Source organism: Truepera radiovictrix DSM 17093, from assembly GCF_000092425.1.
Taxonomy (GTDB): Bacteria; Deinococcota; Deinococci; order Deinococcales; family Trueperaceae; genus Truepera; species Truepera radiovictrix.
In genome coordinates this window covers 2,788,871-2,801,078 of record NC_014221.1, presented here as the reverse complement: position 1 = coordinate 2,801,078, position 12,208 = coordinate 2,788,871, and the positions used below count along the sequence as shown (strand labels likewise).

Annotated in this window: 14 protein-coding genes; 11 read left to right on the top strand and 3 right to left on the bottom strand. The window is 71.4% G+C overall.

What is annotated here, in order from left to right; genetic code table 11:
* Positions 1-120: 120 nt before the first annotated feature.
* The 9 genes from galE (at position 121) to TRAD_RS12800 (ending at position 7,328) form a co-directional block, all read left to right on the top strand.
* Positions 121-1,101 (top strand): UDP-glucose 4-epimerase GalE, encoded by a 981-nt coding sequence (gene galE, locus TRAD_RS12845; RefSeq protein ID WP_013179042.1) that lies wholly within the window; start codon positions 121-123, stop codon positions 1,099-1,101.
* Between the two features lie 153 nt (positions 1,102-1,254).
* Positions 1,255-1,878 (top strand): hypothetical protein, encoded by a 624-nt coding sequence (locus TRAD_RS12840; protein ID WP_013179041.1) that lies wholly within the window; start codon positions 1,255-1,257, stop codon positions 1,876-1,878.
* Positions 1,879-1,898: 20 nt separating this feature from the next.
* The gene (gene ribH / locus TRAD_RS12835) at positions 1,899-2,372 is read left to right on the top strand and encodes a 6,7-dimethyl-8-ribityllumazine synthase (RefSeq protein WP_013179040.1); all 474 of its coding nucleotides are present in this window, start codon (positions 1,899-1,901) and stop codon (positions 2,370-2,372) included.
* A 57-nt stretch (positions 2,373-2,429) separates the two neighbouring features.
* On the top strand, positions 2,430-2,816 hold the full coding sequence (locus TRAD_RS12830; protein WP_013179039.1) for a hypothetical protein: 387 nt from the start codon (positions 2,430-2,432) through the stop codon (positions 2,814-2,816).
* 1 nt (position 2,817) lies between these two features.
* Entirely contained in the window at positions 2,818-3,606 is a 789-nt protein-coding gene (locus TRAD_RS12825; protein WP_013179038.1) for an SDR family oxidoreductase, read from the top strand.
* A 180-nt stretch (positions 3,607-3,786) separates the two neighbouring features.
* A complete protein-coding gene (locus TRAD_RS12820) occupies positions 3,787-4,269 on the top strand; it encodes a carboxymuconolactone decarboxylase family protein (protein ID WP_013179037.1) in 483 nt (160 codons plus the stop codon).
* A 27-nt stretch (positions 4,270-4,296) separates the two neighbouring features.
* Positions 4,297-5,610: a LuxR C-terminal-related transcriptional regulator gene (locus TRAD_RS15795; RefSeq protein ID WP_013179036.1), complete on the top strand. Its 1,314-nt coding sequence runs from the start codon at positions 4,297-4,299 to the stop codon at positions 5,608-5,610.
* Positions 5,611-5,841: 231 nt separating this feature from the next.
* A complete protein-coding gene (locus tag TRAD_RS12805) occupies positions 5,842-6,156 on the top strand; it encodes a hypothetical protein (RefSeq protein ID WP_013179035.1) in 315 nt (104 codons plus the stop codon).
* A complete protein-coding gene (locus tag TRAD_RS12800; RefSeq protein ID WP_013179034.1) occupies positions 6,153-7,328 on the top strand; it encodes an LL-diaminopimelate aminotransferase in 1,176 nt (391 codons plus the stop codon). The genes TRAD_RS12805 and TRAD_RS12800 overlap by 4 nt, the downstream gene beginning before the upstream one ends.
* Positions 7,329-7,367: 39 nt before the next feature.
* Here the strand turns inward: TRAD_RS12800 and TRAD_RS12795 are convergent, their stop codons facing one another.
* Both TRAD_RS12795 and TRAD_RS12790 read right to left on the bottom strand, forming a co-directional pair.
* A complete protein-coding gene (locus TRAD_RS12795; RefSeq protein WP_049773124.1) occupies positions 7,368-7,895 on the bottom strand; it encodes a CPBP family intramembrane glutamic endopeptidase in 528 nt (175 codons plus the stop codon).
* 78 nt (positions 7,896-7,973) lie between these two features.
* Positions 7,974-8,870 carry an ornithine cyclodeaminase/mu-crystallin gene (locus tag TRAD_RS12790; RefSeq protein ID WP_013179032.1) on the bottom strand — a complete coding sequence of 299 codons (897 nt, stop codon included), beginning with the start codon at positions 8,868-8,870 and terminating at the stop codon, positions 7,974-7,976.
* A gap of 143 nt (positions 8,871-9,013) precedes the next feature.
* Between TRAD_RS12790 and TRAD_RS12785 the strand changes: the two genes are divergently transcribed.
* Positions 9,014-10,171, top strand: coding sequence for an AI-2E family transporter (locus TRAD_RS12785; RefSeq protein ID WP_013179031.1), 1,158 nt, complete (start codon positions 9,014-9,016; stop codon positions 10,169-10,171).
* Here TRAD_RS12785 and TRAD_RS12780 read toward each other — a convergent pair.
* Positions 10,125-11,471, bottom strand: a complete 1,347-nt coding sequence (locus tag TRAD_RS12780; RefSeq protein ID WP_221401608.1) for an HD domain-containing protein — start codon at positions 11,469-11,471, stop codon at positions 10,125-10,127. The two genes, TRAD_RS12785 and TRAD_RS12780, sit on opposite strands and share 47 nt — an antisense overlap.
* 53 nt (positions 11,472-11,524) lie before the next feature.
* Here TRAD_RS12780 and coaE point away from each other — a divergent pair, with 53 nt between their 5' ends.
* The gene (coaE, locus tag TRAD_RS12775; protein WP_013179029.1) at positions 11,525-12,142 is read left to right on the top strand and encodes a dephospho-CoA kinase; all 618 of its coding nucleotides are present in this window, start codon (positions 11,525-11,527) and stop codon (positions 12,140-12,142) included.
* Positions 12,143-12,208 lie beyond the last annotated feature (66 nt).

Here is a 12,208-nt window from a genome sequence, read left to right as displayed (position 1 = left end):
GCGCTCACTATAACGCCCCTTCGGGGCGGTGTCGCGCCGTTTCGCGCGCTACCAGGACACGCCGCCGCGGCGCCGCCCAGCCGCCAAAGCCCGCCGCTCCAAACCCGGTACACTGCCCTCATGAACGTTCTCGTCACAGGCGGAGCAGGGTATATCGGCAGCGTCACGGTCGAAGCGCTTGTCAACCGGGGCCACCGGGTGGTGGTGCTCGACAACCTCGTCACCGGGCACCGCGACGCGGTTCACGAGGCGGCCGCGTTCGTCCACGGCGACATCCAAGACCCCGAGATGGTGGGTTTTGCGGTGCAGGAGCACGGCGTCGAGGCGGTCTTGCACTTCGCCGCCTCCTCGCTCGTCGGCGAGTCGATGGAGCAGCCGTTTAAGTACTTCGGCAACAACAGCGCGGGGTCGCTAAAGCTGCTCGAGACCCTCGTGGGGCACGGCGTCAAGAGGTTCGTGCTCTCCTCGACGGCGGCGCTTTTCGGTACCCCCGACGCGCTCCCCATCCCGGCGGACGCGCCTATCCGCCCCGAGAGCGTCTACGGCGAGTCGAAGTACCTTATCGAGCGGATGCTCGCGTGGCTGCAGCGGACCCAGGGGCTCGGGTACACCACGCTGCGCTACTTTAACGCCGCCGGGGCCTCGGGGCGCTTCGGCGAGGACCACCGCCCCGAGAGCCACCTCATCCCCATCGTGCTAGAGGTCGCGCGCGGCAAACGCGCCTACATCCCCATCTTTGGCGACGACTACCCGACCCGCGACGGCACCTGCGTGCGCGACTACATCCACGTGCTCGACCTCGCCGAGGCGCACGTGCTGGCGGTCGAGGCGCTGGAGCCGGGCGAGGCGCACGCGTACAACTTGGGTAACGGCACCGGCTTTAGCGTCCGCGAGGTGGTCGAGGTCTGCCGCGAGGTGACCGGTCACGAGATCCCGGAGCGGGTGCTGCCGCGCCGCGCGGGCGACCCGGCGGCGTTGGTAGCGGACTCGTCGCTGCTGACCCAAGAGCTCGGTTGGCGGCCGCAGCACGCCGACCTGCGCGAGATCGTCGCGTCGGCGTGGCGGTGGTTTCAGGCGCACCCAGAGGGCTATCACGCGTAGCCGCGGCGGGACCGGGCGCGCCGAGCGGCGCACCCCGTAAGGCGGCGGTTGGTCCAACGTGGCCGCCACATAGGAGGCGCGTGAAGCGGCCCTCATGCCCCCCTTAGGGGCGCACCCGCACGGCCGTGTTAAGCTGCCCGATTAGGAGCCTATATGAGACACGTAACTTGGCTGAGGACGGTGGGTGCGTGCTTGCTGCTAGGGAGCCTAGCGGCGGCAGCGGCGCAGCGGGACGTCACCGTCGCTGGTGTGATCGAGACCCTCGAGCCGCTACCCGAGGGGGCGCCCCTGCGCGTCGGCGTGCACCTCGTCAACCCCGGCGGCGTGTGGGGGCGCGAGGTGGGCGGGGGGGTGCCGACGGTGACGGACCAGGGGCTGACCTTTCGCGTTGTCGTCGCGGGTGAGGTGACGGAGCTGCTGCCCTTTCGCAGCGGTGAGGTGAGCTTGCCCGGGTTGCAAGACGCGTACAGCGTCGCGCCGGAGGGCGCGCGCGTAGCGCGTGCGGTCGTGAGCGTGTACCTCGACGAGAACGCTAGCGGCACCTTCGATAGAGGGACCGACACGCCGTATGGCGGGGTGGCGATGGTCACCTCGCCGACGGGTTTTTTCAACCTGCTCTACGTCGACCGTGACGTCGTGGTGGCGCCGAGCAAGGGGGGCGAGCTCGAGTTCCGGGCGGGGTGGAACCTCTTTACCGCCCGCTTCCCCGAGGACGGCGAACCCGAGTACGCCGTCTCGGCGTCCCTAGACGACGTGCTGCTGAGCGTCGCCCCGTAGGTCATGAACGCGAGGTCAAGGTGAAAACGCTACAGGGTGGGATGCACGCCGAGGGGCTGAGGTTCGCCCTCGTGGCGAGCCGCTTCAACGACTTCATCACGCGCCGGCTCCTCGAGGGGGCCGAGGAGGCGCTCGTGCGCCACGGCGCCCGCCCCGACGACCTGACGGCGGTGTGGGTGCCGGGCGCGGTGGAGATCCCGGTGGTCGCTAGAACCCTCGCCGCGAGCGGCCGCTACGACGCCGTCGTGACCCTGGGCGCGGTGATCCGCGGCGCGACGGGGCACTACGACGTGGTCTGCAGCATGGTGGCGAGCGGCGTGGCGAGCGCGGCGCTCGAGACGGGCGTACCGGTGATCTTCGGGGTGTTGACGGTCGACACCATCGAGCAGGCGATCGAGCGGGCGGGGACGAAAGCGGGCAACAAGGGCGCCGAGGCGGCCCTGGGGGCGATCGAGATGGCGTCGTTGATGAAGCAGCTCGCTGCGGAGGGCTGAGTTCTGTAGCCCCCTACCAACACGACAAAGCCCCCTGGGGGCGTATACTGCCCCTCAGTGAGCGAGAACGCCAAAACCTACAGCGCCCGCGAGATCGTGCTGTCGCTCTTTCCCGCGACCGACGCGGCGCTCGTCCCGGGGCCTGAGCCCTACCGCTTCGAAGCGACCCCCGAGGGCTTACGGGTGCACCGCGACGGCGCCGAGCTGGTGCTGCTCGCGGCCGTCTCGAGCGCGGGCCGAGCGAGCACGCAGCTCCTCTGTGACCTCTGCCAACGGAGCGCGCCGCGCCCCTACCTGCAGGTCTTTCGCGCCGAGGTGCCCGGCTCCAAGGGGCGGCGTTACCGCTACGTCACCCTCTGCCGCGACACGAGAGGGTGTGAGGCGCGCCGCCGCGGCGAGGACGGGCCCGTCGAGGCGCTCCTTAGCCGCGTGCTGGGGCGCTAGCGTGGCCCTGTCCCTGCGCGATCGGCGCCTCCTCGTCACCGGCGGCGCCCAGGGTATCGGGTTGGCGACGGTCGCGTATCTGCTGCGCTGCGGCGCCCGCGTCGCCGCCGCCGACCGCGACGAGGAGGCGCTGGCGGAGCTTCGCGCGCGTCACCCCGAGGTCTACGCGCAGCGCTCTGACGTCTCGGACGAACCGTCGGTCGCCGCACTCATGGCGGCGGTGAGCGCGCACCTAGGCGGGCTAGACGGTCTGGTGAATAACGCCGGCGTGATGGTGAGCGCCCCCCTCGAAGCGCTCAGCTTGAGCGCGTGGGAGGCGGTGCTCGGCACGAACCTCACGGGTGCCTTTTTGTGCGTGAAACACGCCCTGCCGCACCTTCGGGCGGCCTACGGAGCGACCCGTGGTGGCCCCGAACCGGTGAGCAGCGCCGTCGTCAACGTCGCGTCGACGCGCGCGCTGATGTCCGAACCCGACACCGAAGCCTACGCCGCCTCCAAGGGGGGGCTCGTCGCGCTGACCCACGCGCTCGCCATCTCGCTCGGCCCCGCCGTGCGCGTCAACTGCGTGAGCCCGGGGTGGATCGAGGTGGGCGCGCTTAAAAAGCGCGCCGCGCGCACGCCCCCCGAGCACCGTCCGGAGGACCACGCGCAGCACCCCGTCGGGCGCGTCGGCACGCCCGAGGACGTCGCCGCGGCGGTGGCGTACCTGCTGTCGCCAGAGAGCGGGTTCGTCACCGGCCAGAACCTGGTGGTCGACGGGGGGATGACCCGCAAGATGATCTACGTCTAGCGCGCGTCCTGGCGCCTCCCGAAAGTTGGGCTGGCCGCGGGGACGTTCGGCGCGGTGCGAGGGCCCCCGGTAGCGTATGGAGGCGCGCGTGTGGGGCGCTCGTCGCGCGACCGCGCGCGTACCGAACGGGTGGTATCTGTTGCGGTACCTGTTAGAGTGGGGGCACCGAGGGGGTGTGTCGTGGACCAACGCCAAGAGATCGCAGAAGGGCTCGGTTTCGGGTTTGTCCCCAACCTGTTCGCCGCTGCCGACGCCAACCCGGAGGTGCAGACCGCGCTCTGGCAGGCGTTTCGGCACACCATGCTGCGCGGCGAGCTGCCCCGCACCGTCAAGGAGATGATGGGGGTGATGATCTCCAAAACGGCCGGCAGCCCCTACGCCGCGCTCGTCCACCTCCACGCGCTCACCTTTCAGGGGGTCGAGGCGCCGCTTTTAGAGGCTTTGGAGCGCGGCGAGGTGCCCGCTGGCGTGCCGCGCAAGGTGGCGCTGCTTCTCCGGTTCGCGCAGGAGGCGACCCGTCGGCCGAACGACGCGACCCTCGTCCAAGGGCTTCGTGAGCGTCTCTCCGAAGCCGAGGTTGTCGAGGCGGTCGCGGTCGTGGGGGTGTTTCGCATGATCAACTGCTGGACGGACCTCCTGGCTGTACCCGTCGACGCGCTCTGACCCCAGAGCGGTGCAGGTACAAAGACGGTGCTGACCCCGCCGACCGACTGGGCGCTGCTCTCCAACCGGCTCTTGCTGCTGCAGGAGCTGATGGTGGGACTTAGCAAGCTGCGCGTCGAGGAGGTCTTGCGCCGCGCCGCTGCAGGCGTCGGCTGGGTGTTCGACGGCGCCGCCCTGCGGGTGTTCGAGGTGGGAGAGCTCGAGCCAGCCCCCCTGGTGTCCCGCGGACGGGTCGTGCTCCCCGGTGACGGTGAGGCTTACGTGGCCCTCTTTGCGGGACCGCCGGCGCCCTGTTACCTCGCGTTGACGGGGCTCGCGCTGGGCGAGCCGCGGGAGTTCCGCTTGGCGGCGCTTTTTTGCGAGCACCTGATCGCTGCGCTCGAAGCCGCGGGCTACCGCGAGGCGCTCGAGCGCCAGGCCCATACGGACTGGCTGACGGGGCTCCCCAACCAGCGCTCGTTCGAGGAGCTCGCGCGCGCACCCCAAGGCGCTCTGCTGAGCGAGGTCGGGGCGCTCGGCGTGCTCGAGTGCTGCCACGACGCCTCTGGAGCGCGTGGCGACCTGCTCCTGAGGCGCTTTGCCGAGGCGCTCGCGCGCGCCCTACCGGCGGGCGCACGCGCGTTTCGCACGGGCACCTTTCAGATCACCGTCTTGCTCAGCGCCGCGGCGCCCTCTTGGGACGCGCTCGAGGCCGCTCTAAGGCGCGACGCGTTGGGCATCAAAAGCGGTTGGGCGCACCCTGGCGCGGGCGATGACCTCGCCGCGCTCGTGGCGCGCGCCTCGGCCGCGCTCGAGGCCGCCCCGCCAGCGCCCCCTGCGACGCCGCCGGTCGTCCGCTGCGGCTTCGGCGCGCTCCAAACGCTCTACACCTCGTGGGTGCGGCCCCTTCCCGCACCCGCCTCGCTCGTCATCGACGTGCCGCACGGCTACGCCTTTGACCTCCTCAGCGGCGAGGGGGCGCCCGCACGCCCTGTGCTCGTGCTCACCGAGGGGGCGTCCGAGCCCTACCTGCGCGACCTCGCCGCGCTCTCCCCCGAGGGTCTTATCGCTGGGCGCGTGACCGAAGCGGAGGTCAGGGTCGCGCTCGAGCGCGTCGCGGCTGGTGAGCGTTTCTACCAGGGGCCGACGCTCGGCGACGACGGCCTCTTTCCCCGCGAGCGCGAGGTGTGGCGGCTCGTCGCGCGCGGGCTCTCAAACGCGCAGATCGCCGGCGCTTTGGGGGTCCGCGAGAAGACGGTTGCCAACTACGTCACGAGCCTTCAGGAGAAGCTGCACCTGAGCAGCCGCGTCGCGCTGGCGCTGCGCTACCTCGGCAGGTTAGAGGCCTTGGAGCCCCCTTGAACCCGCGCCACAGTTCGGGAAAGCGTCCCGACGCGCGTTGGAAAAAGCCCCTAACACCGCCCGCTGTCGTTACTCTAGAGTAGCTCAAGAGGCGCCGCCCCAGAGGCTCGGAATCGCACCCCCGGCACTCCGAGCTCTCTGGGGCGCGCCTCGTTGGGGTTTTCACGCCGTCAAGCGCGCACGGGGTGTCACACGGGGTGTCACAACGGCGCGAGGTGTCACAATGGCGCTATGTCACAAGACGACTTTCTCGCGCGCCGCTCCGCGGGGCTGACGGCGGCTCTGGAGGACGCCTTTCGGCTGGGCGACGAGGGCGCGGCGGCCGAGGCGCTCCTAGAGGCCGTTTACCGCCCCCACACCGGTTCGGAGGCGCTGCTGCGGGCGCTCTTGCCGCACCGCGCGGCGCTCCTGCGGCGGCTTGTAACCCTGCACACGCGCGCTACGCCCACGGCAAGAGCCGTCACCGTCAACCGGACCGAAGCCGCCAACCGGCTCTCTCGGTCGCCGGCGACCCCACCCGGTGGGGCCGCGGTGGGGGCGCCGTGACGGGGTGGGCCTCGAGGCGGGCGCAGGCGATGCCTAGAAGCGTCTTCGCGACGATGGACGCCGCCAAGGCGCGGGCGCGCGCCAAGGGGCTTGAACTCATCGACCTCTCCATCGGTTCGTCCGACCTCGCCCCGCCCGCGGTGGCCCTGGAGGCGCTGCGCCGCGCGACCTATGACCCCGAGACCTACGGCTACTGCCTCTTTTCGGGGACCGCGCCGCTGCGGCGCGCGGTCGCGGCGTGGTTCGGGGCGCGTTACGGCGTCTCTCTCGATGCCGACGAGCAGGTGCTCCCGCTGATTGGCTCGCAGGAGGGGTTCGCCAACCTGCTTTTGGCCACGACCGACCCCGGCGACCTCATCTTGCTCCCCGACCCCGGTTACCCGTCGTACTACGGGGCGGTGGCGCTCGCGGGGCTCGAGATGCACGCTGTCCCGCTCGAGGCCGAGAACGGTTTTTTGCCCGAGCTCGGGGCGATCCCCGAGCGGGTCGCGCGCCGCGCCAAGGTGCTCGTCCTCTCGTACCCGAACAACCCGACCGCCGCCGTGGCGACGCCCGAGCTGATGCGCGAGGCTGTGGCCTTCTGCCGAGAGCACCGCATCCTGCTCGTCCACGACTTTCCCTACGTGGACACCGTGTACGGCGACTACCGCGCCCCCTCGGTGCTCGCGCAACCCGGGGGGTTGGAGACGGCCGTCGAGCTCTACAGCTGCTCGAAAAGCTTTCACATGGGCGGGTTCCGTATCGGTTGGGCGGCGGGGAACGCGGCGGCGATCGCGGCGCTCGCGCGGGTCAAGGGGGCGGTGGACTTTAACCAGTACCGCGGCATCCAGGCGATGGCGGTGGCCGCTCTGGAGGCGGGCGCCGAGGTGACGCGGGAGGCCGCGCGCGTCTTTGAAGCTCGGCGCGACGCGCTCGTGGGGGCGCTGCGGCGAGCGGGTTGGGAGGTTCCCACGCCCCAGGCCAGCATGTACGTCTGGGCGCCCCTACCAAAGGGCACCGATTCGTTCGCCTTCGCCGTCGCAGCAGCCGAGCAGACGGGCGTCTGCGTGGCGCCGGGGCGGGCGTTCGGTGAGCGCGGCGAGGGCTACGTGCGCTTCGCGCTGGTGCGCGACGCGGCGGTGTTGGCGCGCGCCGCCGCGCGCCTCGCGACGTTTTTGGAGGAGCGTGGCTGAGAACCCTCGGTGAGCTGGCACAACCGCGCGGCCAAGCGTCTACCCCGAAGCGCGGACGCGCCGGCTCACCGTCAAAAGCCCCCAGAGGTTGACCGCGAAGTGCGCCAAGAGGCTCGTCCAGAGGCTCCCCGTGACGAGCACCGCGTAGCCGAAGGCGGCGCCGGCGACGAAGGTGTAGAGCGGGTAGCTCCAGCCCCGCTTGGGCATCGGGTGGAGGAGGCCAAACACCAAAGCCTGCCCCCAGACCCCCAACACGGGGAGCAGCGCGCCGCGGAAAAAGAGCTCCTCGGCGGTGGCGGTCAGGGTGGCGAGCGCGAGGGCCTCGAGCCGCGAGAACCCGTAAGACGCGAGCGCGCGCTCGAGGAGCGCGCTGGCGAAGCGAAACGACGGCAGCGTTCGCTCCAAAAGCCACGCCGCGCCCAGCAAGAGGAGTGTGAGGAGGGTGGCGGTGAGGAGGATGGCGCCGGGTCCCGCGCGCGCGGGGAGTTCAAAGGGCCTCAACAGGAGCCACACCGCCCCGACGAGGCCGGTGAGCGCGCTCGGGACGAAGGGCAGGTAGCGGCGCATGGAGGGCATCATACCCGTGACGTTCGGGTGGGGGAGACGCCGGCGGTGAAGGTGGGGACGAGGGCGCGGCGGGGTGGGTTAGGGGGCCGCCACCCACCTCCCCACACCCGCCTCCTGCGCCCGCCTCAGCACCCGCCGCGCCGCGACGAGGTCCATCCACGGCGCCCCAACCCCGTCGTAGACCGTCACCTGCTCCGGGTGCTCGCGCCCCGGTCGTCGCCCCGAAAGTACCTCGCCGAGTTCGGCGTGGACCGCCGCCGGGCCGAGCCCCGCGCCGCCGACCCCGCCCCGCTCGACCGCTAGGGTGCGGTCGTCGCAGATAACGCGGCTCTCGCGTAGCAGCGCGGCGGCGAGCTCGCACCGCGGCCCCTCGCCCGTACCGAGCGTCATCAGGTGCGCCCCCGGCGCGACCATCCCGGGGTACAAAAAGGGCTCACGCGAACCGGTCGCGCAGACCACGATCTCGGCCTCCAAGACCGCTTCGGCGAGCGAGTCGGTCGGCACGAGCGCGGCGTCTATCCCCTCGGCGAGGCGCCGCACGAAAGGGCCGCTTCTAAGCGGTGTGGGATCGAACACCGTCACCGTCCGGACGCGCCGCACGAGCGGCAGGAGGCGGAGCACCCACGCCTCCAAGGTCCCCGTCCCGACGAGCGCCACGCGCGCAGCGTCGGGTTCGCTGAGAAGGGCCGCGGCGAGGGCGGCAGCGGCAGCGGTGCGCGCCGCGCGCAAGGGGGAGGCGCCCATGACGGCTCTCGGGACGCCCGTGGCGGGGTCGTGGAGCACGAGGGTGTCTCTCTCGTCGCTCGAGGGGTCCGGCGCGAGGCTCACCCGATGGGCGGGGGGCGTGGCAGTGGGGTGCTGCGTCTGCGGGGTGGCCCCGAAAGCCGCGCGCAGGTCGGCGAGGAGCGCAGCGAGCGCGTCGGTGGGTTCGAGGAGCGCCCGAACCTCGTGGCGGGTCAGCAGCAGCGTCGACACCTCTTCAGTGTACGCGGTCGGTGGCGGTGCGCTCGGCGTGTCGCGCCCCGTGGCAGCGGTCCCTCGGTACGCGAGCCCAGCTTCTTCGGCGACCGCGTTGGGTAGAGTGCTGGGATGAACGAGCTTGCGCTGGGGGAGACGGTATGAGTCAAGACGGTGCGGCAAAGGCGCCGCGCGACCGGGTCCAGGACACCAGAGGCTTTGTCGCGCGGGCGCTTATCGTTATCGGCCTCACCACGCTCACGGTGCTCCTGCTCTTGGGGGCGTGGCGGGTGCAGTCGGTGGTCTTTCTGCTCTTTTTGGGCATTCTGCTGGCGGTTTTCTGGCGCGGCCTCGCGCGCCCGCTCGCGCGCTCGACGCCGCTCCCCATGACCTGGGCGGTCGGGGTGGTGATCGTGTCGCTGACGGTTCTCGTGGGGCTCCTCGGGTGGTTTTTCGCGCCCCCCCTGGTGACGCAGCTGCAGCTGCTCGCGGCCGCCGTACCCGAAGCCTTGGAGGAGCTCGAGCGGACGCTCACCACCACGCCGCTCGGCCGCGCTCTGCGCCGAGAGATGCCCGACATGACCGACCAGGAGACCGTCATGGACCTTCTCCTCCCGCGCCTGACTGACTTCGCTGGGCAGTTCGTGGTGCAGCTCTTCGGTACCTTCGCCGCGACCGCCGGGGTGGTGACCAACCTCGTCTTTCTCTTTTTCACGGCGCTCTTTTTCGCCCTGCACCCCGACTTCTACCGGGGTGGGGTGGTCGCGCTCTTCCCCAAAGCGCGGCGCGCGCGCCTCGACGAGGTGCTGCGCGCAGCGGGCGAGACGCTCTGGTTCTGGCTCCTGGGGCGCTTTGTGGCGATGGTCGCCGTTGGGCTGATGGTGACGCTCGGCCTCTGGGCGCTCGACATGCCGCTCGCGCTGCTTTTGGGGTTTTTGGCCTTTTTGCTCGACTTTATCCCCTACGTCGGCCCCTTTGCCGCCTCGGTGCCGGCGCTGCTGCTCGCCTTTACGGTCGGGCCCTGGACGTTTGTCTGGGTCGCGCTCCTATACACCGCGGTGCAGCAGATCGAGAGCTACCTGGTGACGCCGGTGGTGCAGCAGCGCGCCGTCGAGCTCCCACCGATCCTGACGCTGATCGCCATCTTCGGCTTCGGCGGACTTTTCGGCCTCTGGGGGCTTTTGGTGTCGACCCCGCTCATGGCGGTGCTCTTGGTCTTTGTCCGCAAGCTCTACCTCGAGGACGTCCTCGGCGACGCGCCCGGCGAGGACGCTACCCCGCCCCGGCGCCCCATCCTCGTGCGGCGGCGTAACGCTTAAGGGCGGCTGCCGCCTCCTCGGGGGTGCTGACGTCGCCGACCGCTTCGGCCTCCCGGACGAAACGCACCGCCTCGCCGACGCGCGGTCCCGGCGGCAGCTCGAGAAGGCGCATCACGGCGCGCCCATCGAGCAAGGGCGCTTTCGGGGGGGGCTCGGCGAGGATCTCGAGCACCTTTGAGAGCGCGATCCGGTAGCTCCGGCGGTTGGCCTCGCTCGCCAGCGGCCCCCGCGCCGCCTCGCGGTCGGCGATCATCAGCTTTAAAAGGTCGGGCAACAGGGCGCGGCGGCGGTGGACGAAGCGCCGCGCCTCGCGCGCCGTTTTGGGGATGGGCAGCATGTGGCGGCGCACGAGGGCGCTCGCGCGCTCGACCGTGGCGCTCGGCAAACGCAGGCGCTTCAACACGTCCTTGGTCATCTCAGCACCCAGCGTGTCGTGACCGTAGAAGTGGAAACGCCCCGACGGGCCGTAGCGTTTGGTGTCCGGTTTGCCGACGTCGTGTAGGAGCGTCGCCCAGCGCAGCGCGAGGTCGGCTTCGGGAAAGCCCTGCGTAAGCTGGTTGAGGGCCTCGAGCGAGTGCGCCAAGACGTCGAGGTGGTGAAACCCGCCCTGGGCGACGCCCGCGGCGCGCTCGAGCTCGGGCAGGTAGGCGCGCAGCAGCCCGAGGCGGTGTAAAAGCGCCGCCCCCGGTCCGGCGCGCTCGCTGAGCAGCAGGCGCGAGAGTTCGACCCCGACGCGCTCCGCGGCGGGGGGCGGGACCTCGCCGCGGGCCACGGCGCCGCTATGCTCGCCGATGGCGGCGGCCGTCTCGGCCTCTAGGTCAAACCCCAGCTCGGCGGCGAGCCGCGCCCCGCGCAGCCCGCGCAGCGGGTCGGCCCAAAGGTTGGCGGCATCGACCATCCGCAACCGTTTGGCGCGCAGGTCGCCGCGACCGCCGGTGGGGTCGACGAGCGCCCCCGAAAGGTCGGCGGCGAGCGCGTTGGCGCAAAAGTCGCGCGCGCGTAAGTTCGCCTCCAGGTCGGTGCCGAGGGGGGCGTAGTCGCGCGTCACCCCGCCAGCAGCGACCCGCCAGTGACCGCGGGTGGCGTCGAGGGCGAAAGCGCGCGTACCGAGCGCGGCCGCCGCCGCCGCCGCCGCTTCCTCCGGGTCCGGTACGAGCCAGTCGAGGTCGCGCACCGCGCGCCCCAAGAGGGTGTCGCGCACCGCGCCGCCGACCAGGAAACCGGCGCGCGGCAGCGGCGTAAACTGACCCATGTCGAGCACGGCCATGTCGCGCGCGGTTCGCCGCCTGAACCAACCCATGCGGGTGATTATATGACCCCGCGTGTGCCTTTCACGTTCTCGGGGGGGGTGCCGTGAGCCTTTCGGGGAGCAAGCCGCGCTCGGTGGGGCTGACCGGCAACATCGGGTCGGGTAAAAGCGCCGTGGCGCGCCTTCTGCAGGCTCGGGGCGCCGCGGTGATCGACGCCGACGCCTTGGCACGCGACGCGACCCGCGACCCGGCGGTGCTCGCGCGCATCGCCGCGGCGTTCGGGCCCGACCTCGTCGTGGACGGGGCACTAGACCGGGCGGCGCTCGCCGCGCGGGTGTTTCGCGACCCGGCGGCGCGCTCGGTCCTCAACGGCCTCGTTCACCCTTGGGTGCAGCGCGAGCGGGAGCGCCGGGTCGCCGCGCTCTTGGCGCAGCCGGAGCCGCCGCGGGTGATCGTCCACGACATCCCGCTGCTTTTCGAGGTGGGGCTCGAAGGCGCTTTTGACACCGTCGTCGTGGTCGACGCCCCCCTCGAGCTGCGCGTCAGGCGCGTCGCCGCCCGCAGCGGCCTCAGCGAAGAGGAGGTGCGCGCGCGCGACGCCGCGCAGCTGCCGCTCGCCGAAAAGGTGCGGCGCGCGGATGTGGTGATCGACAATAGCGGCGACCGCGGGGCGCTCGAGCGGCAGGTCGAGGCGCTGTGGCAGGTGCTGGTCGCGCCCTGACAAACATCGGTGGATCACCCCCGAGCGGCGCCCGTTAGGTGTCGCTCGGGGGTTACGGGCCCTGGG